Source organism: Kitasatospora sp. NEAU-CNBT7 (assembly GCF_057220535.1).
Genome location: NZ_JBXQQB010000005.1, coordinates 154,039 through 178,464, shown reverse-complemented (window position 1 = coordinate 178,464; position 24,426 = coordinate 154,039). Strand labels below are relative to the sequence as shown.

Annotated in this window: 22 protein-coding genes; 3 read left to right on the top strand and 19 right to left on the bottom strand. The window is 74.2% G+C overall.

The window, feature by feature from the left end:
• Positions 1-18: 18 nt before the first annotated feature.
• The 8 genes from AC2TEW_RS09120 to AC2TEW_RS09085 form a co-directional block, all read right to left on the bottom strand.
• A complete protein-coding gene (locus tag AC2TEW_RS09120) occupies positions 19-867 on the bottom strand; it encodes a DUF2470 domain-containing protein (protein ID WP_484622838.1) in 849 nt (282 codons plus the stop codon).
• A 71-nt stretch (positions 868-938) separates the two neighbouring features.
• Complete coding sequence (locus AC2TEW_RS09115) at positions 939-1,700, bottom strand: class I SAM-dependent methyltransferase (RefSeq protein WP_484622837.1); 762 nt, start codon at positions 1,698-1,700, stop codon at positions 939-941.
• Between the two features lie 66 nt (positions 1,701-1,766).
• Positions 1,767-2,438 (bottom strand): response regulator, encoded by a 672-nt coding sequence (locus tag AC2TEW_RS09110; protein ID WP_484622836.1) that lies wholly within the window; start codon positions 2,436-2,438, stop codon positions 1,767-1,769.
• Positions 2,435-3,763 (bottom strand): sensor histidine kinase, encoded by a 1,329-nt coding sequence (locus AC2TEW_RS09105; protein ID WP_484622835.1) that lies wholly within the window; start codon positions 3,761-3,763, stop codon positions 2,435-2,437. The genes AC2TEW_RS09110 and AC2TEW_RS09105 overlap by 4 nt, the downstream gene beginning before the upstream one ends.
• Positions 3,754-4,551 (bottom strand): ABC transporter permease, encoded by a 798-nt coding sequence (locus AC2TEW_RS09100; RefSeq protein WP_484622834.1) that lies wholly within the window; start codon positions 4,549-4,551, stop codon positions 3,754-3,756. The genes AC2TEW_RS09105 and AC2TEW_RS09100 overlap by 10 nt, the downstream gene beginning before the upstream one ends.
• A gap of 30 nt (positions 4,552-4,581) precedes the next feature.
• Positions 4,582-5,490 carry an ABC transporter ATP-binding protein gene (locus AC2TEW_RS09095; RefSeq protein ID WP_484622833.1) on the bottom strand — a complete coding sequence of 303 codons (909 nt, stop codon included), beginning with the start codon at positions 5,488-5,490 and terminating at the stop codon, positions 4,582-4,584.
• Between the two features lie 202 nt (positions 5,491-5,692).
• Entirely contained in the window at positions 5,693-6,250 is a 558-nt protein-coding gene (locus AC2TEW_RS09090) for a GNAT family N-acetyltransferase (protein WP_484622832.1), read from the bottom strand.
• A 30-nt stretch (positions 6,251-6,280) separates the two neighbouring features.
• Positions 6,281-6,898, bottom strand: a complete 618-nt coding sequence (locus AC2TEW_RS09085; RefSeq protein ID WP_484622831.1) for a TetR/AcrR family transcriptional regulator — start codon at positions 6,896-6,898, stop codon at positions 6,281-6,283.
• A gap of 114 nt (positions 6,899-7,012) precedes the next feature.
• Between AC2TEW_RS09085 and AC2TEW_RS09080 the strand changes: the two genes are divergently transcribed.
• The 3 genes from AC2TEW_RS09080 to AC2TEW_RS09070 are packed head-to-tail and all read left to right on the top strand — an operon-like array spanning position 7,013 to position 9,551.
• Positions 7,013-7,768, top strand: a complete 756-nt coding sequence (locus tag AC2TEW_RS09080) for an SDR family oxidoreductase (RefSeq protein ID WP_484622830.1) — start codon at positions 7,013-7,015, stop codon at positions 7,766-7,768.
• The gene (locus tag AC2TEW_RS09075) at positions 7,765-8,586 is read left to right on the top strand and encodes an SDR family oxidoreductase (protein ID WP_484622829.1); all 822 of its coding nucleotides are present in this window, start codon (positions 7,765-7,767) and stop codon (positions 8,584-8,586) included. The genes AC2TEW_RS09080 and AC2TEW_RS09075 overlap by 4 nt, the downstream gene beginning before the upstream one ends.
• Positions 8,583-9,551: an NADPH:quinone oxidoreductase family protein gene (locus AC2TEW_RS09070; protein ID WP_484622828.1), complete on the top strand. Its 969-nt coding sequence runs from the start codon at positions 8,583-8,585 to the stop codon at positions 9,549-9,551. Before AC2TEW_RS09075 ends, AC2TEW_RS09070 begins: the two co-directional genes overlap by 4 nt.
• Positions 9,552-9,924: 373 nt before the next feature.
• Here the strand turns inward: AC2TEW_RS09070 and AC2TEW_RS09065 are convergent, their stop codons facing one another.
• The 11 genes from AC2TEW_RS09065 to AC2TEW_RS09015 all read right to left on the bottom strand — a co-directional run bounded on the left by AC2TEW_RS09065 (position 9,925) and on the right by AC2TEW_RS09015 (position 24,131).
• A complete protein-coding gene (locus AC2TEW_RS09065; RefSeq protein WP_484622827.1) occupies positions 9,925-11,046 on the bottom strand; it encodes an acyl-CoA dehydrogenase family protein in 1,122 nt (373 codons plus the stop codon).
• Positions 11,043-12,293 carry an acyl-CoA dehydrogenase family protein gene (locus AC2TEW_RS09060; protein ID WP_484622826.1) on the bottom strand — a complete coding sequence of 417 codons (1,251 nt, stop codon included), beginning with the start codon at positions 12,291-12,293 and terminating at the stop codon, positions 11,043-11,045. The genes AC2TEW_RS09065 and AC2TEW_RS09060 overlap by 4 nt, the downstream gene beginning before the upstream one ends.
• Position 12,294: 1 nt before the next feature.
• Positions 12,295-13,518: an acyl-CoA dehydrogenase family protein gene (locus tag AC2TEW_RS09055; RefSeq protein ID WP_484622825.1), complete on the bottom strand. Its 1,224-nt coding sequence runs from the start codon at positions 13,516-13,518 to the stop codon at positions 12,295-12,297.
• A 2-nt stretch (positions 13,519-13,520) separates the two neighbouring features.
• Positions 13,521-14,576, bottom strand: a complete 1,056-nt coding sequence (locus tag AC2TEW_RS09050) for a phosphotransferase family protein (RefSeq protein ID WP_484622824.1) — start codon at positions 14,574-14,576, stop codon at positions 13,521-13,523.
• Positions 14,577-14,757: 181 nt separating this feature from the next.
• On the bottom strand, positions 14,758-16,230 hold the full coding sequence (locus tag AC2TEW_RS09045; RefSeq protein ID WP_484622823.1) for a catalase: 1,473 nt from the start codon (positions 16,228-16,230) through the stop codon (positions 14,758-14,760).
• 252 nt (positions 16,231-16,482) lie between these two features.
• The gene (locus tag AC2TEW_RS09040) at positions 16,483-18,141 is read right to left on the bottom strand and encodes an APC family permease (RefSeq protein ID WP_484622822.1); all 1,659 of its coding nucleotides are present in this window, start codon (positions 18,139-18,141) and stop codon (positions 16,483-16,485) included.
• A 439-nt stretch (positions 18,142-18,580) separates the two neighbouring features.
• Positions 18,581-19,339 carry a COG4315 family predicted lipoprotein gene (locus AC2TEW_RS09035; protein WP_484622821.1) on the bottom strand — a complete coding sequence of 253 codons (759 nt, stop codon included), beginning with the start codon at positions 19,337-19,339 and terminating at the stop codon, positions 18,581-18,583.
• A gap of 337 nt (positions 19,340-19,676) precedes the next feature.
• Positions 19,677-20,192, bottom strand: a complete 516-nt coding sequence (locus tag AC2TEW_RS09030; RefSeq protein WP_484622820.1) for a hypothetical protein — start codon at positions 20,190-20,192, stop codon at positions 19,677-19,679.
• Positions 20,193-20,405: 213 nt separating this feature from the next.
• Entirely contained in the window at positions 20,406-21,044 is a 639-nt protein-coding gene (locus AC2TEW_RS09025) for a DJ-1/PfpI family protein (RefSeq protein WP_484622819.1), read from the bottom strand.
• A gap of 265 nt (positions 21,045-21,309) precedes the next feature.
• Positions 21,310-22,320 (bottom strand): GlxA family transcriptional regulator, encoded by a 1,011-nt coding sequence (locus AC2TEW_RS09020; RefSeq protein WP_484622818.1) that lies wholly within the window; start codon positions 22,318-22,320, stop codon positions 21,310-21,312.
• A 344-nt stretch (positions 22,321-22,664) separates the two neighbouring features.
• The gene (locus tag AC2TEW_RS09015; RefSeq protein WP_484622817.1) at positions 22,665-24,131 is read right to left on the bottom strand and encodes a glycoside hydrolase family 16 protein; all 1,467 of its coding nucleotides are present in this window, start codon (positions 24,129-24,131) and stop codon (positions 22,665-22,667) included.
• Between the last annotated feature and the right edge of the window lie 295 nt (positions 24,132-24,426).

The following is a 24,426-nucleotide window of genomic DNA, read 5'->3' as shown; positions in this document are numbered from 1 at the left end:
TCGGCGAGCCGCCGCGGCTCAGTGCTGCAGGCCGGCGAACAGCCGGTGCATCGCCTCCGGCAGCTCGTCGGGCACGGTGACCGGGCGCTCGAACTCGAAGCGGGCGTCGAGGAGTTGGCCGGACGCTCCGGTGTCCTCCAGGGCGCCCTGCGGATCGCCGATCAGCCGGACCCGCAGCCCGAAGCGGTCGAGGGCGACCGGTGCGACCTCGCGGAGCGCGCCGACCGGGCCGTGCCAGGCGTGCCGGGCGGTCCGCTGGGCCAGCGCGCGGGCGCCGAGCAGGGCCAGCTGGTCCGGGTGGGCGGCGGCCAGGTGCTGGAGCAGGGAGGCCTCGTCGCCCGCGATCGGGTCGGGCGCGGCGACCGCGAAGGCGCCGAGGTCGATGCAGCAGTCGGCGCCCCACAGGTCCTCGACCGCCAGGTGGTCGAGCTCGAAGCGCAGCAGCGCGTGGCCCTCGGGACTGCGGTGCGGGAAGAGCTGCTCGATCCGGTCGGGCCCGCCGGCGGGCAGCAGGGTCAGCCGGCCGTGGGCGTGCGCCCGGGCGCGGATCCGCTGCGGGACGGCGACCGGGGCCACGTCGACGGCCTCCAGTTCGGCCGGGACCTCCTCCTCGCGGGAGAGCGCCACCACCCGGTGCAGCGGGGAGGGGGTCTCCACCAGGACGGCGAGCGCGCCGTCGGGCAGTGCCGCGCAGCTGACCAGCGGGGGGATGCCGGGCCGGTTCACCAGGTCGATCCCGGGGACGTCGGCCACCACCGAGGAGGCGAACTGCAGGATCGTGCGGGCGCGTTCGGCGGCGGTGGGCGCGGTGCGCCGGGGTGCGGGCCGGTCGGCGACGCGGGTCGGCTGGTTCTCGGCGTGGGGCATCCGTCCTCCTCGTTTCTTAGGTGAACCTAACCTAAGGAGGCGGGTGTCGGGAAGGAGGCCGGGCCGAGTGGTCAGTGGGGCTTGCGGGCCTCGATCAGGAACCGGGTGGTGTGGGCGAGGAACGGCCCCTCGGCCCGGATCCGCGCGTCCAGCTCCCGCAGCCGCCCGCGGTACCGCTCCACGGTGAAGCCCGGCACCATCCAGATCACCTTCCGCAGGAAGTACACCACCGCGCCGATGTCGTGGAACTCCGTGCGCAGCGACTCGAACCGCAGGTCCACCACCTCCAGCCCGGCCGCCTCGGCCGCCGCCCTGGCGTCGTCGGGGTGCCGGCCGCGGCGCACCTCGACCGGCTGCGGGCCGAGGAAGAACTCCACCAGCTCGAACACGCTGGCCGGGCCGACCTGTTGGGACAGGTAGCAGCCGCCCGGCCGGAGCACCCGGGCGATCTCCTGCCACCACACCGTCACCGGGTGCCGGCTCACCACCAGGTCGAAGGCGGCGTCGGCGAACGGCAGCGGCGGCTCGTCCGGGTCGGCGACGACCACCGCGCCGAGCGGGTGCAGCAGGGCGGTGGCCTTGGCGACGTTCGGCGGCCAGGACTCGGTGGCCACCGTGGCCGGGGGCAGCTTCGGCACGCCCGCCAGCACCTCGCCGCCGCCGGTCTGGATGTCGAGTGCGGCCGCGGCCAGGGCCATCCGCTCGCCCATCAGCCGCTGGTAGCCCCAGGACGGGCGCTGCTCGGTGGCCCGGCCGTCCAGCCAGGAGAAGTCCCAGCCGGCCACGGACACCGCTGCGGCCTCGGCCACCAGATCCTCGAAGTCTCGCTCCATGGGGCGATCCTCGCACCCGGCCCGTTCGTGGGCCAATGAATTGCGGCCCGGTGGGCGGTGGCCCGGTCAGCGGGGCCGGCCGCCGCCGGGCACCAGCAGCCCCAGCTCGTAGCCGGCCGCCACCGCCGAGGCCCGGTCCTTGACCTCCAACTTGGCGTAGACGTGCAGCAGGTGGGTCTTGACGGTGGCCTCGCTGATGAACAGCCGGGCGGCCGCGTCCCGGTTGGTCGCGCCGGCCGCGACCAGCTGCAGCACCTCCAGCTCCCGGGCGCTGAGCACCTCGGGCGCGGGTGCGCGGACCTGGCCGAGCAGCTTGGCGGCCACCGTCGGGGAGATCACCGAGGCGCCGCGCGCCGCCGACCGGACGGCGTGGAACAGCTCCTCCCGGGCCGCGTCCTTGAGCAGGTACCCGGTCGCCCCGGCCCGCACCGCGGGCAGCACGTCACCGTCGGTGTCGTAGGTGGTGAGCACCAGGACCCGGGCGGTCACGCCCCGCTCGGCCATCGCGCGGATCGCCGTGACGCCGTCCATCCGGGGCATCCGCAGGTCCATCAGCACCACGTCCGGGCGCAGCGCCTCGGCCAGCACCAGCGCCTCGGCGCCGTCCGCGGCCTCGCCGGCCACCTCGAAGCCGGGCGCGGCGGCGAACATGCCGCGCAGGCCGTCCCTGACCACAGGGTGGTCGTCCACGATGAGCAGCCTGACCGGCCGGTCCGCGTCGATCGGCATCCCTGTCATCCGTTCCCCCTGCCGGGCTCCGGTACGGTCACCGACACGGTGGTGCCGAGACCGGGTTCCGTCTCCAACTCGACATGTCCGCCGAGGTCCTGGGCGCGCCGCCGCATCGCGGTGAGCCCGAATCCGCCGCCCTCGGCGCGGGACGCGGCGGCGCGGGCCGGATCGAGGCCGCGGCCGTCGTCGCGCACGTCCAGGGTGATCTGGCCGGGCAGGTACGAGAGGGTGACCCCGACCCGGGTGGCGTCCGCGTGCCTGGCCACGTTGGCCAGCGACTCCTGGGTGGCGCGCAGCAGCGTCACCTCGACCTGCGGGTGCAGCGGGCGGGGGTCGCCGGTGACGGTCAGCGCCACGGACGGGGTGTTGCGGCGCCGCCACCGGTCGACGGCCTCGGCGAGCGCCTCCGGCAGCCCGGCCCGCTCCAACTCCTGCGGGCGCAGGGCGTGGACGGCCCGCCGGGCCTGGTCGAGGCTCTCCCGGGCGAGCCGGGCGGCGCTGTCCAGGTGGTGGCCGACCCGTGCGGGGTCGGCGCCCTGTTCGCGGGCGCCGTCGGCGGCCTGCAGCTGGGTGACGATGCCGGCCAGTCCCTGGGCGACGGTGTCGTGGAGTTCGCGGGCCAGCCGCTGGCGTTCCTCGGTGATGCCGGCTTCCCGCGCCTGGGTGAGCAGTTGGGCCTGCAGGCCGGCGTTCTCGGCCAGCAGGGCGGTCAGCCGCCGGTTGGCGTCGGCGAGTTCGGCGTTGGCGGCCTTGCGGCTCAGGCTGAGGCGGTCGGTCACGCCGTTCAGCGCGACGATCACCCCGGCCACCACCAGGTTGAACGACAGCACCGCCAGCAGACTGCCGAACTCCCGCCAGGTGCCGGGGAGTACACCGCCGACCTGGGCCAGCGAGCCGGGCAGGGCGGCGACCATGACGCCCGCGATCCGGGCCCGGCCGGCCGGCAGGTGGTGCACGGCGTGCAGATAGCCGGAGAAGGCGAAGAAGCCGAAGTAGGGGTTGCAGAGCACCAGCAGCACGGTCAGCGCGATCAGTACGGTGAAGTGCGCGGGCCCGTGCCAGCCGCGGCGGCGGCCCGGCGGCAGCCGGTCGAGTGCCGCCCGGACCAGCAGCCACAGGGCGGCGGCGCCGGCGGCCGCCAGGGTCACCGCCGCCGGGCGGGCGGTAGGCACCGGCACGATCAGCGCCAGCGCCAGCGAGACCAGCAGTGCGACGTACGCGAGCGGTGTGAGCGCCCGGTCGAGGCGGCGCTGCCACATGCCGAGCACGGCCTCCCCCGCGGGGTCGGCCGTGGTCGGGTCCGGCCCGGCCGGCGCAGTGATCACTCCCACCGGAACAGCTTCGCAGCGCCGGCGCCCGCGACGAGCGCGAACACCGCCAGTGTGACCAGGTGCACGCCCTGCGGAAGGTGTCCGTTCCAGGTGTCCTGGAGGGCCTGGACGGCGGCGCCGCTCGGGGTGAAGTCGCCGATCCGGCTGAGCAGCCCGGGGGTGAACGCGCGGGGGATCCAGATGCCGGAGAAGAACATCAGCGGGAAGAACAGCATCGCCCCGATCGCGTTGCCCGCCTTCGCGGACGGCGCCACGGCCGCGACCAGCAGCCCGAGCGCGAACAGTGCCGCCGCGGTGAGGGCGAAGGCCAGCAGGAAGCCGGGCAGCTGCCGCGGCAGCGGTACCCCGAAGGCCAGGCCGGCCGCTCCCACCAGCAGCAGCGAGACCACCGAGACCGCCAGGTAGAGGGGGAGCAGCGCGCCGAGCACCAGCACCGGACGGACCGGGCTCGCCGACAGCCGGCGCAGCACCCCGCGTTCGCGGTAGCCGGCCAGCACCGGCGGCAGGCCGTTCATGGCCAGGGTCAGCACGCTGAACACCGCCATGATCGGCGCGTACAGCTGGAGGGTGCTCATGCCGTGCAGGTCGGCGGAGCGTTCGCGCAGGGCGGGGATCGAGCCGAGTACGCCCATCAGCAGCACCGGGAAGGCGAGGCCGAAGAACGCGGTGGCGGGGTCGCGCAGGAACAGCCGGGTCTCGACGGCGGCCAGCCGGCGCAGGGCACGGGTGGTGGCGGCGCCGGTGCCGGCGGCGTTGGTGGTGCTGGTGGTGCTGGCGGTGCTGGTCATCACGGGCTCCGAACGGTGAGTGGGGGTCGGTCAGTTGGTGTGGTCGCGGCCGGTCAGCGCGACGAAGGCGTCGTCCAGGCTGCGCTCGTGGATCCGCAGGCCGGTGACGACCAGACCGCGGCCGGCCAGCAGCCGGGTGACCTCGTCGGCGTAGCCTCCGGTGCCGGTGACCTCGATCCGGCCGGCCCGCTCGGTCACGGTGGCCACCCCGGGCAGCCCGGCGAGCAGGGCCCGGTCGAGCGGGGCGGTCGGCCGGAAGCTGAGGGTCCCGGCCACCCCGGCGCGGGCGATCAGCTCCCGCGGGGTGCCGGCGGCCACGATCCGGCCGCGGTCGAGTACGGCGGCGCGGTCGCACAGCGCCTCGACCTCGTCCATGAAGTGCGAGACCAGGACCACCGTCACGCCGCTGTCCCGGACCTGGCGGATCAACCCCCAGGTCTCGCGCCGCGCGGCCGGGTCGAGGCCGGTGGTCAGCTCGTCCAGGAACGCCACCTCCGGCCGGCCGACCAGGGCGAGCGCGATGAACAGCCGCTGCTTCTGTCCGCCGGAGAGCTTGCCGAACGGCGTGCGGCGCAGCTCGCCGAGGCCCCAGCGGGCGGCCAGCTCCGCCGGGTCGTGGGCCCGGGGGTAGAAGGAGGCGTACAGCTCCAGCGCCTCGCCGACCCGCAGCGCGTCCTGCAGCTGGGCCTGCTGGAGCTGGACGCCGATCCGGGCGCGCAGCCGGTGCGCCTGGCGGACCGGGTCGAGCCCCAGCACCCGGACGGTCCCGCCGTCGGCCCGGCGCAGGCCCTCGCAGCACTCCACGGTGGTGGTCTTGCCGGCCCCGTTGGAACCCAGCAGGCCGAAGATCTCGCCCTCGGCGACCTGGAGGTCGACCCCGTCCAGGACACCGCGCCCCCGGTACGCCTTGCGCAGTCCCGCCACCTCGATGACCGCCACGGCCACCACCCCCTGCTGTCCTCGTCCGCCCGGCGCCCTGCCGTGCTCCGAGCTTCCCGCGCGGGGGCAGGGCGGCTCATCGACCGACCGGCGGTGGTTCGGGACGGCGGTGGTGGAGGGGGGTCAACCGATCGGTTGATGCCGGGCGGCCCGGCCCGGTGTGGCCCGGCCCGGTGCGGGACGGGCCGCCGGGTCAGCCGGGTCAGCCGGGGTGACGGTCGTTCAGGATCTTCTGGAACAGCACATGGTCCCGCCACTCGCCGTCGATCAGCAGGAACTTCGGCGCGGTGCCGATCACCTGGAACCCGCTCTTGACCAGCACCCGCTGGGAGCCGGGATTGTCGGTGGCCGCGCCGGCCTCCAGCCGGTGCAGCCCGTGCTGCTGGTCGGCGGCCCGGGCCACCAGGGTCACGGCGGCGCCGGCCAGGCCGCGGCCGACGTGGCCGGCGTCGATCCAGTAGCCGAGGTTGGCGCTGTGCAGCGGGCCGCGCACCACGTTGGAGAGGGTCACCGCGCCGATGACCTCCTCGCCGTGGGTGAGCACGTACGGGAACTGGCGGCCGGCCTCGCGCTGCTCCAACTGGTCCCGCAGCCGGGCCGCCTGCCCGGCCGGGGTGAAGAACTCCTCGTCCCGCCGGGGGTCCCAGCGGCGCAGGTGCTCGCGGTTGCGCAGGAAGGCGCGGAGCAGGGCGGCCGAGTCGTCCTCGGCAACCGGTCGCAGCTGGACGTCAGGTGCGACTGCGATGGCGTGGAACATCATCGGATCACCGTACCGGCGGAGAGACCCGGATCACACCGCGGCCCCGGTACCCAGCATTCGCAGCACCAGCACCGCGTACCGGCGGCCCAGCTCCTCCGGCGACTCCGTGCTGCGCTCGGTGTACCAGCGGGACACGTCGATGCCGAGCGAGGTGACCGCCCGGGCGGCGGTGCGCTGGTCGGGCACCTCGAAGACGCCCGCGGCCACCCCCCGCCCGATGATCCGCCGAACCGTTTCCTCGATCCGGATCCGCAGCTCCGCGACGGCCGCGAAGGTCTCCTCGGGCAGCGCGTGCAGCTCGTTGTTGACGATCCGGCCGACCGTGTGGCCGCGGGCGTGCCAGACCGTGAAGTCCTCCACCAGGCGCCGCATCTGCTCCACCGGGTCGCCGCTCGCCGCCTCGGCCCGCTCGACCAGGTCGAAGGTGGCCTGATGGCCGGTGCGGCTGATCTCGGCGAGCAGCGCCGCCTTGGACGGGTAGTGGATGTAGAGCGCCGCGGGGCTCATCCCGGCGGCCGTCGCGATGTCGCGGGTGGTGGTGGCGTGGTACCCGCGCCGGGCGAAGGACTCCACCGCCGCGAGCAGCAGGCGCCGGGGGGCCTCGGTCGCCTCTCCGGGCCACAGGCCGGCGGTCGCCAGTTCGTTCATAGGACCAATCCTCGCAGAGGGATCACGCGGGCCGGGCGGCTCGGCCTGTTGACAGTGTGGCCCGGCCCCAAGATGCTGAGCAAGCGCTTAGTCACCCCATCGAAAGGTACGGCGATGACCTCCTCCCTCAAGGGCCAGGTGGCCGTGGTCACCGGAGCCAGCCGGGGCATCGGCCTCGGCATCGCCCGCGAACTCGTCCAGCGCGGCGCCAAGGTCTGCATCACCGCCCGCAGCGCCGAGCCGCTCGACGACGCGGTCCGTGACCTCGGCGGCGCCGACCACGCCCTCGCGGTGGCCGGCAAGTCCGACGACCCGGCCCACCAGGAGGAGGCCGTCACCCGCACCATGGAGACCTTCGGCCGGCTCGACCTGCTGGTCAACAACACCGGCGTCAACCCGGTCTACGGCCCGATGCTGGACACCGACCCGGCCGCCGCCGCCAAGATCATGGCGGTCAACGTGCTGGCCCCACTGGCCTGGACCCGCCTCGCCCACGCCGCCTGGATGGGCGAGCACGGCGGCGCCGTCGTCAACGTCGCCTCCATCGCGGGCATCCGCGCCGCCAAGGGCATCGGCATGTACGGCGTCAGCAAGGCCGCCCTGATGCGGCTCACCGTCGAACTCGCCGCCGACCTCGGCCCCGACATCCGGGTCAACGCGGTCGCCCCCGCGATCGTCAAGACCAAGTTCGCCGAGGCCCTGTACGAAGGCCGCGAGGAGAAGGTGATCCGGGCCTACCCGCTCGGCCGGCTCGGCGTCCCCGAGGACGTCGCCGGGGCCGTCGCCTTCCTGCTCTCCGCGGACGCCGCCTGGATCACCGGCCAGACCCTGGTCGTCGACGGCGGCGTGACCCTGGGCGGCGGACTGTGAGCGCCCACGACGGGCGCACCGTCGTCGTCACCGGCGCCGGCCGCGGCATCGGCGCCGCCCTCGCCACCGCCTTCGCCGCCGAGGGCGCCCGGGTCGTGGTCAACGACCTCGACACCGAGGCGGCCGAACAGGTAGCGGCCCGCCTCGGCGCGCTCGCCGCCCCCGGCGACGCCGCGACCGCCGACGGCATCGCCGCCCTGCTCGACGCCGCCCGCAGCGCCCACGGCCGCGTCGACCTGTACTGCGCCAACGCCGGTGTCGCCCCGCAGGGCGGGGCGGACGCCGCCCCCGAGCTCTGGTCCCAGGCCTGGGAGGTGAACGTGATGGCCCACGTCCGGGCCGCCGAGCAGCTGCTGCCCGAGTGGCTGGAGCGCGGCGAGGGCCGGTTCCTGTCCACCGTCTCGGCCGCCGGGCTGCTCACCATGCTCGGCTCGGCCCCGTACGCGGTCAGCAAGCACGGCGCGCTGGCCTTCGCCGAGTGGCTGTCCGCCACCTACCGGCACCGCGGGGTACGGGTGCACGCGCTGTGCCCGCAGGGCGTGCGCACCGACATGCTGACCTCGACCGGCGCGATCGGCGAGGCCCTGCTCGGCGCGAACGCGATCGAGCCCGCCGCCGTCGCCGCCGAGGTCCTGCGGGCCGTCGAGGCGGAGGAGTTCCTGATCCTCCCGCACGCCGAGGTGGCCGAGTACTACGCCGCCCGCGCCACCACCCCGGACCGCTGGCTGAACGGCATGAACCGCCTCCAGCAGGGCCTCGAACAGGGCCCGGCCGCCGTCCGCACCTCCGACCGCACCCCCGAAGGGAGCCACTCGTGAAGGCCTGGCAGGTCGGCGGACTCGGCGAGCCCGCCGAGGTGATGCGGCTCGCGGAGGACATACCCAGGCCGGTGCCCGCCGAGGGACAGCTGCTGGTCCGGGTCCGGGCCGCCGCCGTCAACTTCCCGGACGCGCTGATGTGCCGGGGCCAGTACCAGGTCCGCCCGCCGCTGCCGTTCACCCCGGGCGTCGAACTCTGCGGCGAGCCCGCCGAGGGCCCGTACGCGGGCACCCGGGTGATCGGCACCGCGCTGCTGCCCGCCGGGGCGTTCGCCGAGTACGCGCTGATGGACGCCGGCGCGGTCCTCCCCGCGCCCGAGGCGCTGGACGACGCCGAGGCCGCCGCCCTGCACATCGGCTACCAGACCGCCTGGTTCGGGCTGCACCGGCGGGCCGCCCTGGCCGCCGGCGAGACCCTGCTGGTGCACGCCGCGGCGGGCGGCGTCGGCAGCGCCGCCGTCCAGCTCGGCAAGGCCGCCGGGGCGACCGTGATCGGCGTCGTCGGCGGCGCGGCGAAGGCCGCCGTGGCCCGGGACCTGGGCGCCGACCTGGTGATCGACCGGCACGAACGGGACTTCGTCGCCGTGGTCAAGGAGGCCACCGGCGGCCGCGGGGCCGACGTTGTGTTCGACCCGGTCGGCGGCGACGCCTACACCGGCTCCACCAAGTGCATCGCCTTCGAGGGCCGGATCGTCGTGGTCGGCTTCGCCGGCGGCACCATCCCCGCGCCGAGCCTCGGCCACGCCCTGGTGAAGAACTACTCGCTGCTCGGCCTGCACTGGGGCCTCTACAACACCCACGACCCGCAGGCCGTCCGGCACGCCCACCGCGAGCTCACCGACCTCGCCGCCAAGGGGGTGGTCCGCCCGCTGGTCAGCGAACGGCTGCCGCTGGAGCGCGCCGCCGAGGGCGTCCAGCGGGTCGCCGACGGTCTCAGCACCGGACGGATCACCGTCCAGCCGTAGCGGTGGCGGTGGCGGTGGCGGTGGCGGTGGCCTCGGCCTTGGCCGCGTCCGACCGGGTGCCGGCTGCCGGGCCGGATGGCGCCGGGCGCCCGCCGCCCGCCCGGCGCCGGGCCACCCGCGCCCGCCGATCCGGACGTACCCCGGTCCGCTGCACGCCGGTCCGCCGGCCACGCCGAGCTGACCTCGCCCTGCCCTCCGATCGCCGGGCCGACGGTCCGCGCGGGCGCGTGCCGCCCGTCCCGACCGCCCCACGGGCGGGGGACGGCGGCGCGATCCGAACCCCGGCCGGTCCCGGTGGGCGGACACGCCGAAAGGGGGCGGGCGCCTGCGGGCGCCCGCCCCCTCGGTGCTTCCGGCGCCGCCCGCGCCGCCGTCAGCCGACCGGCCCCGGCAGGTCCACCAGCCGGGCCAGCGCCGCCCGGTGGTGGCCGGGCGTGCCCAGGGCGATCTGGTCCGCCTTGGCGCGCTTGAGGTACAGGTGCGCCGGGTGCTCCCAGGTCATCCCGATCCCGCCGTGCAGCTGGACGCACTCCTCGGCCGCCCGCACCGCCACCGCCCCGCAGTGCGCCTGCGCGAGCGCCACCGCGACCTCCGCATCCGGGCCGCCGCGCGCCAGGGTGTCCGCCGCGTACCGGGCCGCCGCACGCGCCCCGACCGTCTCCAGCCACAGATCGGCCAGCCGGTGCTTCAGCGCCTGGAACGACCCCAGCCGGCGCGCGAACTGCCGACGCTCCTTCAGGTACTCCACCGTGGTCGCCAGACACCACTCGGCCACCCCGAGCTGCTCCGACGCCAGCAGCCCGGCCGCCGTCAACAGCGCCTGACCGAGGGCCCGTTCGGCCACCTCACCGACGGCCAGCCGGCGCCCGGGCACCTCGTGCAGGGTGATGTCCGCGAGCGGCCTGGTCAGGTCCAGCGAGGTCCGCCGGGCCACCCCCAGACCCGCTGCGCCGGCCTCGACCGCGTACAGCGCCGGGCCGTCCGGCCCCACCGCCGGGACCAGCAGCAGCCCGGCGTCCAGCGCGTCGGCGACCGAGGTGACCCGGCCGCTCAGCGTGGCGCCCGGCCCGGCCGTGACGGCCGCCGGGAACGCGGCCCCGGGCGCGGTGGACAGCGGCACGGCGACGGCCGCGGTCAGCGCACCACCCGCGACCTGCGGCAGCAGCGCGTCCTGCGGACAGGCCGCCAGCAGCAGCACCCCCGCCAGCACCGCACTGCCCAGGAACGGCACCGGCGCCACCCGCCGCCCCAGCTCCTCCAGCACCACGGCGCTCTCCCGCAGGCTCGCGCCCGCGCCGCCGTACTCCTCGGGCACGTGCAGCCCCGCCACCCCGAGCCCGTCGGCCAGGGCGCGCCACAGCGCCGGGTCGTACGGGAGCGGTCCCTCGCAGCGTTCCAGCACCGCCGACGGCGGGCACCGGTCGGTGAGCAACGCCCGGACGCTGGCCCGCAGTTCCTCCTCGATCTCGGAGTGGAGCAGATCGGGTGCGCTCATCGCGGCAGCTCCTTCCAGGGCAGGTCCTTGTCGGTGCGAGGCTCGCCCGGCAGGCCCAGGACCCGCTCGGCGATGATGTTGCGGAGGATCTCCGAGGTTCCGCCCTCGATCGAGTTCCCCTTGGCCCGCAGGTACCGGTAGCCGGCCTCACGGCCATTGAAGTCGACGAGCTCCGGGCAGCGCAGCGTCCAGTCGTCGTACCCGAGGCCCTCCTCGCCGAGCAGCTCCACCTCCAGACCGCTCAACTCCTGGGCGAGCCGGGCGAAGGCGAGCTTCATCGCCGCGCCCTCCGGCCCGGGCTGGCCGACTGCCAGCTGCTGGCGCAGCCGCTCGCCCGCCAGCCGCGTCACCTCGGCGTCCACCCAGAGCTTCAGCAGCCGCTGGTGCAGTTCGTGGGTGCGCAGTTCGGGCCGCTCCCGCCAGGTGGCCGCGACGATGCCGGTCATCCCGCCCTCGCGCGGCATCGCCTGCCCGCCGATCGCCACCCGCTCGTTGTTGAGCGTCGTCTGCGCGACCTGCCAGCCCTCGCCGACGCCGCCGAGCCGGTGCGCGTCGGGGATCCGTACGCCGGTCAGGAACACCTCGTTGAACTCCGCCTCCCCGGTGATCTGCCGCAGCGGGCGGACCTCCACCCCCGGGTCGGTCATGTCGCAGACGAAGTAGGTGATGCCCTGGTGCTTGGGCACGCCGGGGTCGGTGCGGGCGATCAGGATCGCCCAGCGGGCGGTGTGCGCACCGGAGGTCCACACCTTCTGGCCGTCCACCCGCCAGCCGTCGCCGTCGCGGACCGCGCGGGTGGCCAGCGCCGCCAGGTCGGATCCGGCACCCGGTTCGCTGAACAGCTGGCACCACACCTCCTCCCCGGTCCACAGCGGGCGCAGGAACCGCTGCTTCTGCTCCTCGGTGCCGTACCGCAGGATGGTCGGCGCGGCCATGCCGAGGCCGATGCCGTTGCGCCGCGGATCGTTGTCCGGCGCCCCGGCGGCCGCCAACTCGGCCTCCACCAGCGCCTGCAGGCCGCGCGGCGCGCCGAACCCGCCGAGCCCGGGCGGGAAGTGCACCCAGGCCAGGCCGGCGTCGAACCTGGCCCGCAGGAAGTCCTCCCGTGCCGTGGTGGCCGGGTCGTACGCCTCGAGCAGCCCGCGCAGGCGCTCACGGACCTCCGACTCCACGCCGGACGACTCCACTCCGGACAACTCCGCCTCGGACGCATTCGCCTCGGACGCCTTCGCTCCGGTCGATCCCATCTCAGACCTCCCCGACCTGGCGGCGCTTCAGTTCACGCCGGGCCAGCGACCGCCGGTGCACCTCGTCCGGGCCGTCCGCCAGCCGCAGGGTCCGGATCCCGGCCCACAGCTGCGCCAGCGGGGTGTCCTGGCCGACCCCGGCCGCGCCGTGCGCCTGGACGGCCTTGTCGAGGATCCACTCCACCGCCGACGGCACAGCGATCTTGATGGCCTGGATCTCGGTGTGCGCACCGCGGTTGCCGACGGTGTCCATCAGCCAGGCGGTCTTCAGCACCAACAGCCGGGCCTGCTCGATCCGGACCCGGGACTCCGCGATCCACTCCTGCACCACGCCCTGCTCGGCCAGCGGCCGGCCGAACGCGACCCGGGACAGGGCCCGGTCGCACATCAGCTCCAACGCCCGCTCGGCCACCCCGATCGCCCGCATGCAGTGGTGGATCCGGCCCGGCCCGAGCCGCGCCTGCGCGATGGCGAACCCGGAGCCCTCCGGGCCGATCAGGTTCCCCGCCGGCACCCGGACGTCCTCGAACAGCACCTCGGCGTGCCCGCCGTGGTCCTCGTCCCCGTACCCGAACACCGTCATCCCGCGGCGCACCGTCACCCCGGGGGTGTCGCGCGGCACCAGGATCATGCTCTGCTGCCGGCGCGGGTCCGCGGCGGGATCGGTCTTGCCCATCACGATGAAGATCCGGCAGTTCGGGTTCATCGCCCCGGTGATGTAGAACTTGCGGCCGTTGACCACGTACCGGTCGCCGTCCCGCTCGATCCGGGTGGTGATGTTGGTGGCGTCCGAGGAGGCCACCTCCGGTTCGGTCATCGCGAACGCCGACCTGATCTCACCCGCGAGCAGCGGCTCGAGCCACTGCTTGCGCTGCGCCTCGTCGCCGAACTCGGCCAGCAGCTCCATGTTCCCGGTGTCCGGGGCCGCGCAGTTCAGCGCGGCGGGCGCCAGCAGGATCGACCGGCCGGTGATCTCGGCCAGCGGCGCGTACTGGAGGTTGGTCAGGCCCGCGCCGTGCTCGCCCGGCAGGAAGAGGTTCCACAGGCCGCGCGCCCTGGCCGCCGCCTGCAGCTCGCCGACGACCGGCGGGACGGTCCACGGCTCCCGTGCGGGGTCGGCGAGTTGGGCGGTGAGCACCGGCTCCGCCGGGTACACCGCCTCGTCCATGAAGGCGAGCAGCCGGCCGCGCAGCTCCTCGGTGCGGGCGTCGTAGGAGAAGTCCACCGTCAGTGCTCCTTGTTGGTCGGCCGGTCCAGCGAGGCGAGACCGAACTGTACGAAGGCGGGCACCAGTTCACCGACCCGGTCGAAGCCGGGGCCGACCGTGCCGCCCTTGGTCCACCGGTAGTGGATGCCCTCCAGCACGACGGCCAGCTTGAACGAGGCGAAGCCGACGTACCAGCCGAGCGCCGCCACGTCCCGCCCCGAGCGCCCGGCGTACCGGGCGACCAGGTCGGCGGTGGCGGGGAACCCGGGGGCGAGCACCGCGCCGGGCAGGACGCCGTCGAAGCGCCGGGCCAGCTCGATGTACATCACCAGCAGCCCGAGGTCGGTGAGCGGGTCGCCGACGGTGGACATCTCCCAGTCCAGCACCGCGGTGATCCGGTCGTCCGCGTCGACCAGCACGTTGTCCAGCCGGTAGTCGCCGTGCACCAGCGCGGGCGCGGGGGAGAACGGGATGGAGGCCGCGAGCTGCGCCTGCAACTCGTCTATGCCGGTCACCTCCCGGCTGCGGGAGGCCGCCAACTGCTTCCCCCAGCGGACCAGTTGCCGCTCCAGGAAGCCCTCCGGCCGGCCGAACCCGCCCAGCCCGACGGCCTGCGGGTCGAGCGCGTGCAGGTCGACCAGGGTGTCCACCAGGCGCAGCCCGAGCGCGTGCACCCGCTCCTCGCCGAGGCCCTCGAACTGTGCGGTGTCCCGGTACACGGTGCCCGGCGCGCACTCCATCAGGTAGCACGGCGCCCCGGTCACCTCCGGGTCCTCGATCAGCAGCAGCGGCCGCGGCACCGGCACCCCGGTCGGGTGCAGGGCGGTCAGCACCCGGAACTCGCGGGCCATGTCGTGCGCGGTGGCCAGGACGTGCCCGAGCGGCGGCCGCCGCAGCACCCAGCGGCCGGTGCCGTCCTCCAGCAGGTAGGTCAGGTTCGACTTGCCTCCCTCGAACAGCCGGGCGTGCAGCGGACCGGCCAGCAGACCGGGCAGGTCACGGTCGATGCGGGCGCGGAGACGGTCGAGATCGAGGCCGGGAAGGGCTCCGGGAAGGGCTGCGGGGGCGTCGCTCATGGGCTCCTCGCCTGGATGGGGACGACGACAGGACGGTATGACTAAGCGCTTGCTTAGAATCCCTGCGAGGTGTCCGCCTTGTCAACGGCTCCGGCCGCCGGGCCCGCCCGGACCACCGCCGCGCGGACGCCGCAGCCGCCCCGGACCGTCCGGCCCGGGGCGGCTGTGTACGCGCCTGCGGCTAGCTACCGGCGACCTTCGCGGCCACCCGGTCGCCGAGGTCCTTGTCGACGTTGCGCCAGTACGTGACGGCCCGCTCCAGGACCGGCGCGGAGACCCCCTTCAGCAGGTGCCCGGCGATGTTCGACACCAGCCGCTCTCGCGCGGCGTCGTCCAGCACCTCGCGCACCATGGTGCCCGCCTGGCCCCAGTCGTCGTCCTCGGCGTGCAGCGGGTACGCCTCGCGGACCATCCGCCCCGCCACGTCCCACCCGATCGGCGCGCCCCACAGCTCGGGCTGCGCGGCCGGCCCGCCGTACGAGTTGGGCGCGTACGGCGTGGTGGCCCGGGACGCGTCGAAGCGCATCGGCCCGTCCTTGGCGTACGAGTGCACCGGCACGTGGGCCCGGTTGGGCGGCAGCTGGGCGTAGTTGGGGCCGATCCGGTACCGGTGGGTGTCCGGGTAGGAGAAGATCCGGCCGAGCAGCATCTTGTCCGGCGAGACCCCGATGCCGGGCACCAGGTTCGAGGGCTCGAAGGCGGCCTGCTCGATGTGGACGTGGTAGTTGTCCGGGTTGCGGTCGAGCGTCATCCGGCCGACCTCGTGCAGCGGGTGGTCGGCGTGCGGCCACACCTTGGTCAGGTCGAACGGGTTGAACCGGTACGTCCACGCGTCGTCGAACGGCATCACCTGGACGTACAGCGTCCACGACGGGTGGTCGCCGTTCTCGATCGCGTCGTAGAGGTCGCGCAGGTGGGCGTCCGGGTCCTCGCCGGCCAGCCGGTCCGCCGCCTCCTGGGTCAGGAACTCGATGCCCTGGTCGGTCTTGAAGTGGTACTTGACCCAGAAGCGTTCGCCGTCCGCGTTGACCCACTGGTAGGTGTGCGAGCCGTACCCGTTCATGTGGCGCCAGGACTTCGGGATGCCGCGGTCGCCCATCAGCCAGGTGACCATGTGGGCCGACTCCGGGGAGAGCGTCCAGAAGTCCCACTGCATGTCGTGGTCGCGCAGGTGGGTGTCGGGGCGGCGCTTCTGCGAGCGGATGAAGTCCTGGAACTTGATCGGGTCCCGGACGAAGAAGACCGGGGTGTTGTTGCCGACCAGGTCGTAGTTGCCCTGCTCGGTGTAGAACTTCAGCGCGAAACCGCGCGGGTCGCGCCAGCTGTCGGGGGTGCCGAGCTCACCGGCGACGGTGGAGAACCGGGCCAGCATCTCGGTCTCCTTGCCGGGCTGGAACAGGTCGGCCCTGGTGAACCGGCTCACGTCCTGGGTCACCCGGAAGACGCCGTACGCGCCGCCGCCCTTGGCGTGCACCACCCGCTCGGGCACCCGTTCCCGGTTGAACTGGGCCATCTTCTCGATCAGGTAGTGGTCGTGCAGCAGGATCGGGCCGACCGGGCCGGCGGTCAGCGAATCCGCGTCGCTCTCGACCGGGACCCCGGCGTTGTTGGTGGTGGGCCGGACGGTGGGCCGGACGCGTGGTGCATCGGACATGGCGGTGAGGCCTCCTAGCGGTGCCGGGACGTACCTTCGGCGCCGCGCGCGCTGCGCTGCGACCGGTTCGACCGAACCACCGTCCGCCGGGTCCGGCAACCGCAGACCCCGGCCGCCCCGGCCCCGCGGACGTCCCCGACAGCGGCGCAGCCCGGCCGGTGGGAACCGGCCGGGCTGCGCTGGGTACTACTGGGTGCGACTGGGGACTGCTCGGGTCCCGCGGGGGTACTGCCGCGGTAGCGGGTCCGGGGGTCAGTGACCGCCCTCGTCCACCACCTCGACGTCCTGGATCATCTGCTCGATCAGCTCGGCGGGCAGCGCGACCCGGGTCGCCCAGGAGTAGATGGCGAGCGCGAAGGCCGCGACCACGCCCATGTCCCACCACATCGGCAGGTTGCCCTGGCCGTCGCCGAAGCTGCCCTGCCAGGAGATCAGGCCGAGGCCGAGCAGGTACGCGGGCAGCCACTGGGCGGCGCGCCAGTCCAGCTTCGGCGCGTTCGGCAGGCCCTTCTTGGTGGCGTACGCGGCGTAGCTGCCGAGCAGCACGTAGCCGAGCACGATGGCGATGCCGAGGCGGGCCAGGGTGTGCCAGCCGGTCCAGTAGATGATCATGCTGGCGACGATGAACGACAGCGGGGCGATGACCGCGCCGCCGGGCAGGCGGTACGAGCGCTCACGGTTCGGCAGGCGGCGGCGCAGCGCGCCGAAGGCCAGCGGGGCGCCCGCGTACATCAGCACCGAGGCGGAGGTGATGAAGCCGACCAGCTCCTGCCAGCTCGGGAAGGGCAGGAAGCAGATCACGCCGGTCAGGAAGGAGATGACCAGACCGAACCACGGCACGCCCTGGCGGTCGACCCGCTCGAACAGCTGGGGTGCGTAGCCGTTCTTGCTCAGGCCGTAGGAGATGCGCGAGGTGGAGGTGGTGTAGATGAGGCCGGTGCCGCCGGGCGAGACGATCGCGTCGAAGTACAGCACCCAGGCCAGCCAGCCGAGGCCGACGGTGGTGGCGAGGCCGGCGAACGGGCCGCTGATGCCGGGGAAGTCGAGGTTGGCCCAGCCGTTCGCGAACGCGGTCGCGGGCAGCGCGGCGATGAAGACGACCTGCAGCAGGATGTAGATCAGGGTGCCGATGGCGACCGAGCCGAGCACGGCGCGCGGGATGTCGCGCTTGGGGTTCTTGCTCTCACCGGCCAGCTGGATCGCCTGCTCGAAGCCGAGCAGGGCGAAGATGATGCCGCTGGTGCTGATCGCGGCCAGGATGCCCTTGGTGCCGAACGGGGCGAAGCCGTGCGAGGTGAAGTTGCCGCCGTGGAAGTTGGACACGGCGAGGGTGAAGATGGCCAGCAGCGGCACGAAGATCTTCAGCCAGGTCGCGAAGCTGTTGGTGTGCGACAGCACGCGCACGCCGAGGAAGTTGACCGCGACGAAGACGCCCATCAGGATCACCGCGACCACGAAGCCGGAGGCGGTCAGGGTGCCGTTGTCGTTCAGGAAGCTCTTCGCGAACTCCCAGTGACCGGCGTAGCCGATCATGGCCTCGACCTCGATCGGCGCGACCGTGGCGGCCTGCAGCCAGGAGAACCAGCCGAACGACATGCCGGCCAGGCCGCCGAAGGCGTAGTGCGGGTAGCGCGCGGTGCCGCCCGCCACCGGGAACATGCCGCCGAGCTCGGCGTGGACGAAGGCCAGCAGCACGATCGCGACCGCGCCGATGCCCCAGGAGATGAGCGCGGCGGGGCCGGCCACCATGACGGCGTTCTTCGCGCCGTAGAGCCAGCCGGAGCCGATGATCGAGCCCACGGAGGCCCAGAGCAGGCCGATCAGCCCGACCTCACGGCGCAGCGAACGGCCGCTGCCCGGTGAACCGGTCGATGGGGAGGCTGAAGGGGCGAGCTGGTCGACAGAAGCCATGGGGATGGGGAACCTCTCGGTGAATGGCAGGTGGAGGTTGAGAGTTGCCCAAGGCTAGGTCGGCACCGCGGTCGCACAACAGACGCGAAGCCGAATAGTTACATTCAGATGGCCAATTTCACGGCTGCTGCACAACTGACTGCTCTCCGTATGTCTCCGCAGGTCAGGCCGGGCGTCACGGAAATTTGAGCATTATTTGAGAAAGCGGGTGGGGTGGTATTGCTTCGCGCCGCGCTGCATAAACATGAGGGCCGCCAGGGGTTCCTGGGGCGGTCGTTCGCGCCGCGTCGGCACGGATTTATACAGGAATCGGTCGATGGTTGAGGGCCTGCAGCACTGGGTGGACAGGCGGCGGACCGGGCTGGCCGGGGGCGGAAGAGAGTGCCTGGTGAAGGCCGGTGAGGCCGTCGGACCGTCCGCGGGAGGGGGTCCGCCGGTCTCAGTGGGTGGGATCCGGCGGTGCCGCGGACAGCTTCACGGAGTGCCCGGAGGCGTCCGCGGCGTACCAGTACGAGCCGAACCGCGACTGCTCCTGGCCGAACGACTCCCCGGCGGCCGTGTCCTGGGCACACAGGTAGAGCGGCCGCCCGTTGTAGAGGACCTGGATCGTCCCGTCGGTCCGCACCGTGGTGCCGAGCAGCCCCTCGTCCGCGCCCGGACCGGCCACCGGCAGGCCCTTGGTGGTCAGCGGGGGAAGAGCCGCGGCGCAGTCGTCGTAGCAGGTGGAGGCCGTCGAGGTGTCGCCCTCGAAGACGTACAGCGTGCGCCCCTGGGCGTCGACCAGCACCGGGCCGAGCGGATCGGTGGCCGCCACCCCGACGGCCGTGCCGGGCTCGGCTGACAGGGCCCCGGCCGCGGCGGCCGCAGCAGCCGCCGCTGCGGCGGGATCGGCGGCGGGCGGCGCGCTCGCACCGGGGGCTGCGGGGGCGCCGGGAGCCGCGGGTGGGACCGACCCGGCGGGTGCGGCCGGGTCGGCGGGGGAGCCGGCCGGGGCCGGGGCGCCGGGGACGGGGGTCAGCGCCACCGCCGGAGCGGGCGCGGCCGGCGCGGTGGCCGTCACCGTGGCCGTGGCTGTCGCGGTCACCGTGGGAACCGGGGCGGCGGAGGACAGCGGCCGCCACTCAGCGGCGCAACTGCTCACGGTGGCGGCGAACAGGGAGACCATCGAGAGGGTGGCTGCCAAGCGGGTCGGGCGCATGCGCTGCTCCTCGGGCGGAGTGGGTCACGTCCTTCCACTACCTCCTGGGTGGCCCCGACCGGCCACCCCAGGCGCGGCATCGTCAGCGCCTGGGGGGAACGAATTGCCCTGGATGGTTGATCGGCCGGTCGCGTCGGCGGCAGTGCCGGGAGCGCGGGCTCCGAGCGGATGCCTGCGGGCTCGGGGGCGCCTGCGTGCTGGGCTGCGCGGGCGGTGTGCGGCGGCGTGCGGGCGCCGTGTGGGCGATGGGCGGCGGCGGCGCGTGGGGCATCGTTCGGGCGGGGTGCGGCGGCATGGTGCGGGGTGGTCGGTGGGCCGCGGCCCCGGTTCGGACCGGTCAGCTCGCAGCAGCGCTGTCGTCGTCGGCGCTGTCGTCGTCGACGCTGTCGTCCTCGGTGCCGGTGGGGTGGGTGCCGGTGGTGAGGCTACCGGTGGGGTGGGTGCCGGTGGGGGTGGCGTGCGCCCCGGTGGCGCGAGCGTCGGCGTGCGGGCCGCCCGGCTGGTGGGGGCCGTTTGGCTGGTGGGGTCCGTCCGGTGGGTCGGGAGTCGCCGGTGCTTCGGAGGTGTCCGGCAGGGCCGACACCTCGTGGACCGGGGCGGTCGGCGTGCTCGGTGCCGACCAGACGGTCTGGTCGCCACCGCGCCAGCCGACCAGTTCCGGGTCGGTCAGATCCGGGTCCTCGACGCCGGCCCGCCGGATGAACTCGGCCACATCGGCCGCGTCGAAGGCCTTGCCGACCGTCCGCCCGTAGATCTCCACCCGCCGGTACGGCCGGGCGCCCCGGGTGGGTGGGCGCACCACGACCGGCGGGGTGAAGATGTCCCCGCTGCTGCTGCGCTGAGTCTCGCCCATGCATCAAGTGTCACTCGCCTCCGGCGGGAGGGGCGCGGCGTGGGCCGGGAGGGTGATCCCCGGCCCGTGCCGGACCGGCCCTGCATGTGCCCCGGCTCCCGGTGGCCCCGCCGGCCCGGACTGCGTCGGGGAGCCGGGCAGGGGGGCCGGGCCGGGGAGCCGGGGCGGGGGCGGTGTGGTGCGGCGGTGGTGCGGGGGTGGCGGCAGGGACGCTCAGTCGCGCAGGAACTCCGGTGCGCGGCCGCGGAGGGCATCGACCAGGTCGGCCGGGGCCGTGGCCGGACTGCCTGCCCGGTACGGGGGCTCGGGGGCGTACTCGGTGAGGAGCTGGATGGCCTGCGCGGTCCGGTCGCCGGCGATCCGGCCGGCCAGCAGCAGTGCGAGGTCGATCCCGGCGGAGACCCCGGCTGCGGTGGCGTACTTGCCGTCGATCACGACCCGGTCGGTGGTGGGGAGCGCGCCGTGGGCGGGGAGCTGGTCGGCCGCCAGCCAGTGGCAGGCGGCCCGGCGGCCCTTCAGCAGTCCGGCGGCCGCCAGTAGGAGAGAGCCGGTGCAGACCGAGGTGGACCAGGTGGTCCCGGCGTCGACGGCCCTGATCCAGTCGAGCAGCGGCCGGTCGTCCATGCGGGCGGCCTGGCCCGGGCCGCCGGGGACGAGCAGCAGATCGGGTGAGGTGACCTCGTCGATCGAGGCGTCGGCCACCAGGGAGAGGAAGCCGGTGTCGGCCCGGACCGGTCCGCGCCGGGCCGCCGTGAAGACGACGTCCGCTCCCGGCAGACGGGAGAGGACCTCGTAGGGGCCGACGGCGTCGAGGGCGGTGAACCGGTCGAAGAGCAGAATCGCGATTTGCATATGCGTAACCATTCATGAAGTCGTGAATGATGAGCGATGGCGTTGATGTTTGCGAAGTCGTGAACGGTTTTCGTGGGGTGAATGATTGGCGGTCGGCTGATATTCACGATCCCGTGAATGTTTGCGCCGCCCGAAATGCCGGGCAGGAACGTCGGCTGGGGTGCTGGGGTGCTGGGGTGCTGGGGTGCCGGGGTGCCGGGGTGCCGGGAGCGCGGGCGCGGGGCGCGAGGTCCCCGCACGCCGTACCCCCGTGCGCGCCGCGCCCTCAGCCGACGGTGGTGGTGGTGGCGGTGCCGGTGGGCGGAACCGGTGACGGAGGCCGGAAGCGGCGCCGGTACTCCGAAGGGGGGATCCCCAGCCCTCGGACGAAGGCGCGGCGCATCGCCTCGGTGGAGCCGTAACCCGAGGCTCGGCCGATCTCCTCGACGCCCTGCCCGGTCTCCTCCAGCAGCCGCCGCGCGGTCTCCAGCCGGATGCCGTCGACGTACCGTCCGGGCGGCACTCCGACCTCCGCGGCGAACGCCCGCGCGAACTGGCGCGGCGACAGCGTGGCGCGCTCGGCGAGCGCGGTGACCGACAGGTCGGCGGCCGGGTTCTCGCCGATCCACCGCTGGACCTCGCGCAGGGGATGCCGTTCCGCGAGCTGGCCGGCCAGGTGCGTGCTGAACTGCGCCTGCCCGCCCGGACGTCGGAGGTACATCACCAGGTGCCGGGCGATGGCCAGGGCCGCGCTGCGGCCGAGGTCCTCCTCGACCAGGGCCAGGGCCAGATCGATTCCGGCGGTCACGCCCGCCGAGGTGGAGATCCGCCCGTCCCGTACGAAGATCGGCTCGGGGTCGAGCCGGACCGCCGGGAAGCGCCGGGCGAAGGTCTCGCAGTACGCCCAGTGGGTGGTGGCGCGGTGGCCGTCCAGCAGCCCGGCCTCGGCGAGCAGGAACGCGCCCGTGCAGACCGACACCACGCGCTCGGCCCCGGCGGCCAGTTCGGCGATCCGTGCGACGAGCGCGGGGTCGGCGGGACCGCGGGTGCCGCGGCCGCCGGGTACCAGGAGGGTGTGTGGCGTGGCGGCCAGGTCCAGGTCCTCGTCCGGTACCAGCGTGAGGCCGCTGGAGCAACGGACCGGCCCGCCGCCGGGGCTTGCCGTACGGATCCGGTAGGCGTGCCGTCCGGGCACCGCGCCTCGCGACCGGGCCGAACTCAGGACCTCGAGCGGGCCGGTCACGTCGAGGCTCTGGACCTCGTCGAAGAGGACGATCAGGACGTCACTGGTGGACATGCCGCCAGCGTGTCAGCGGGGGCGGATGGCAGCAAGGTCGTCCTTCCCACCTTTTCTGCCATCCCTTCAGTCACCCCCCCAGCCATCCCTGCCTGCCATCTCTGCCTGTCATTCCCTCCCGCCATCCCCGCCTGTCATTCCCTCCCGCCATCCGCCCGGGGCTCTCGGACGCCGCACGCGCCGGAACAGGCCGGAACGCGCCGGAACGCGCCGGAACGCAACCAACGCGCTGCGCCGCGCCGAAACGCCGATCCGCCTCCCCGTCGAGGACGGGAAGGCGGATCGGCGGGACCGGACTGTCCGGCTGCAGCTACAGCTGGGGCTGCGGGTGCGGGCGCTACCGGTCAGTGCTGCCAGACGCGGACGTAGTCGACCTGCATGTCCGCGGGGGCGAGGTTGTTGCCCGCCGTGGCGGACTCGACGCCGTTGTTCAGGATCAGGTACTGCGGCGCGCTGGTGATGCCGGTGGTGATCTGACCGACCTTCACGCCGTCGTAGTAGTACGTGACCGAGCCCGGTGCCCACTCGGCGCCGTAGGTGTGCCAGCCGGTGAAGTTGCCGGGGGCGCAGGAGCCGGGGCCGCCGGACGGCGAGTGGAAGTGGTAGCAGGCGCTGCCGCCGAGGCCCTCCATGACGTCCATCTCACCGTCGGTCGGCCAGTTCTGGCCGTCGGTCCAGAAGGCGGGCCAGTTGGCGATCTTCGAGCCGGTCGGCGGCAGGTAGATCCGGGACTCGAAGGCGCCGTAGGTGAACTGGGCCTTGCCGTTGCTCTGCACCATGCCGGAGCGGAACGGGTAGGTCTTGCCGTTGACCGTGGTGGACTGCTGGGTGGCCGTCAGGTGCAGGCTGCCGCCGCTGACGGTGGCCTGGGACGGCGCGTACGCGGCCGCCTCGGAGCTGTTGACCGGCGGGGTGGTGCAGGTCGGGCAGCCGAGCCAGTTGGGGGTCCACTTGGCCGAGTCGACGGCCGAGCCGTTGAACTCGTCGGCGAACACCGGGCGCCAGCTGCCCGGGATGCCCGCCGGGCCGCCGGTGGGGGCCGGGGTGGTGGGACTGGCCGACGCCGACGGGGTGGCCGCCGGGCTGGTGAACGGGCTGCTCGGCGCAGTGGTGGGGCTGGTCGACGGCGTGACCGTGGGGGTGGCGGTCGGCGACGGCGTCGTGGTGGGCGTCTGCGTCGGGGCCTTGGTGGGGCTCGCCGTCTGCGTCGCGGTGGGGGTCGGCGTCGCGGTGGGCGTCGGCTTGGCCGTCGCGGACGCGGTCGCGGCCGGGCTGGTCGCAGCCGGGGTGCTCGGCGCCGGGGTGGTCGGCTTGACCGTCGGGGTGGGCGAGGGCTTCGGCGTCGGGGTGGGCGTCGGGGTCACCGTGGCGCCGGTCGAGGTGAAGGCGGCGGTGGGCGTGAGGTTGTGCCAGGTGTTGTTGGCCTTGTACGCCACGAAGTAGGTGTACGAGCCCGCCGGGAAGGTGCGCGCCTGCGGCTGGAAGGTCTGCTGGGTGCCCGACAGGGTCGTCGGGATCGCGCCCCGGAAGTCGTAGTTGGCGCCGTTGGCGTCGCGTACGGCGATGGTCAGCGACTGGACCGGGAGGCTCTTCGCGGAGTGCAGCTTGGCGGTGGCGGTGACCTGGGCGGTGCTGCCCGGCGTGGCCGGCGTGATGGTGAGCGAGTCGACGACGACCGGCTCGGCCGCGGTGCGGCTCGGGGCGGCCCACGCCGCGCCTCCGGCGCCGACGGCGGCCACGGCGAGGCCGACGGCGAGGAGGCGTCGCCGGGCGGCCGGCGCCGTGCGGCGGTGCTTGGAATGTCTGGGCATGCTGTGGGGGAGCCTTTCGTTTCCCCCCTCGGACAGGACCGGCCCGTACTCCGGCAGGGGAGTCGTCGGGCCCGTTCCGTCGAGGAGCCTGCGGGACACCGCCGTCGCCGCGCAAGCTCGGTCCGTACCGCGGGCGAGATCATCCGACCGCCGACTGGGTCGCCTACGTACGGAAAACCCCTGGTGGGTAAGGGTGGGCGCGGGTGGGGGAGGGGCGGACCGGGCGGGTCTGTGACATCAGCCACAGGTGGCGTCGGTCTCAAGGGAGTTTGCCCCGGCCGGGCTGCCCCGGCGG

Excerpts from the sequence above, each read along its gene's own strand:
- AC2TEW_RS09080 (WP_484622830.1), top strand. The coding sequence starts at position 7,013 with ATGACCTCCTCCCTCAAGGGCCAGGTGGCCGTGGTCACCGGAGCCAGC.
- AC2TEW_RS09050 (WP_484622824.1), bottom strand. The coding sequence starts at position 14,576 with ATGAGCGACGCCCCCGCAGCCCTTCCCGGAGCCCTTCCCGGCCTCGAT.
- AC2TEW_RS09015 (WP_484622817.1), bottom strand. The coding sequence starts at position 24,131 with ATGCCCAGACATTCCAAGCACCGCCGCACGGCGCCGGCCGCCCGGCGA.
- AC2TEW_RS09120 (WP_484622838.1), bottom strand. The coding sequence starts at position 867 with ATGCCCCACGCCGAGAACCAGCCGACCCGCGTCGCCGACCGGCCCGCA.
- AC2TEW_RS09035 (WP_484622821.1), bottom strand. The coding sequence starts at position 19,339 with ATGCGCCCGACCCGCTTGGCAGCCACCCTCTCGATGGTCTCCCTGTTC.
- AC2TEW_RS09115 (WP_484622837.1), bottom strand. The coding sequence starts at position 1,700 with ATGGAGCGAGACTTCGAGGATCTGGTGGCCGAGGCCGCAGCGGTGTCC.
- AC2TEW_RS09110 (WP_484622836.1), bottom strand. The coding sequence starts at position 2,438 with ATGACAGGGATGCCGATCGACGCGGACCGGCCGGTCAGGCTGCTCATC.
- AC2TEW_RS09100 (WP_484622834.1), bottom strand. The coding sequence starts at position 4,551 with ATGACCAGCACCGCCAGCACCACCAGCACCACCAACGCCGCCGGCACC.
- AC2TEW_RS09025 (WP_484622819.1), bottom strand. The coding sequence starts at position 21,044 with ATGCAAATCGCGATTCTGCTCTTCGACCGGTTCACCGCCCTCGACGCC.
- AC2TEW_RS09020 (WP_484622818.1), bottom strand. The coding sequence starts at position 22,320 with ATGTCCACCAGTGACGTCCTGATCGTCCTCTTCGACGAGGTCCAGAGC.
- AC2TEW_RS09090 (WP_484622832.1), bottom strand. The coding sequence starts at position 6,250 with ATGATGTTCCACGCCATCGCAGTCGCACCTGACGTCCAGCTGCGACCG.
- AC2TEW_RS09065 (WP_484622827.1), bottom strand. The coding sequence starts at position 11,046 with ATGAGCGCACCCGATCTGCTCCACTCCGAGATCGAGGAGGAACTGCGG.
- AC2TEW_RS09085 (WP_484622831.1), bottom strand. The coding sequence starts at position 6,898 with ATGAACGAACTGGCGACCGCCGGCCTGTGGCCCGGAGAGGCGACCGAG.
- AC2TEW_RS09060 (WP_484622826.1), bottom strand. The coding sequence starts at position 12,293 with ATGGGATCGACCGGAGCGAAGGCGTCCGAGGCGAATGCGTCCGAGGCG.
- AC2TEW_RS09040 (WP_484622822.1), bottom strand. The coding sequence starts at position 18,141 with ATGGCTTCTGTCGACCAGCTCGCCCCTTCAGCCTCCCCATCGACCGGT.
- AC2TEW_RS09030 (WP_484622820.1), bottom strand. The coding sequence starts at position 20,192 with ATGGGCGAGACTCAGCGCAGCAGCAGCGGGGACATCTTCACCCCGCCG.
- AC2TEW_RS09045 (WP_484622823.1), bottom strand. The coding sequence starts at position 16,230 with ATGTCCGATGCACCACGCGTCCGGCCCACCGTCCGGCCCACCACCAAC.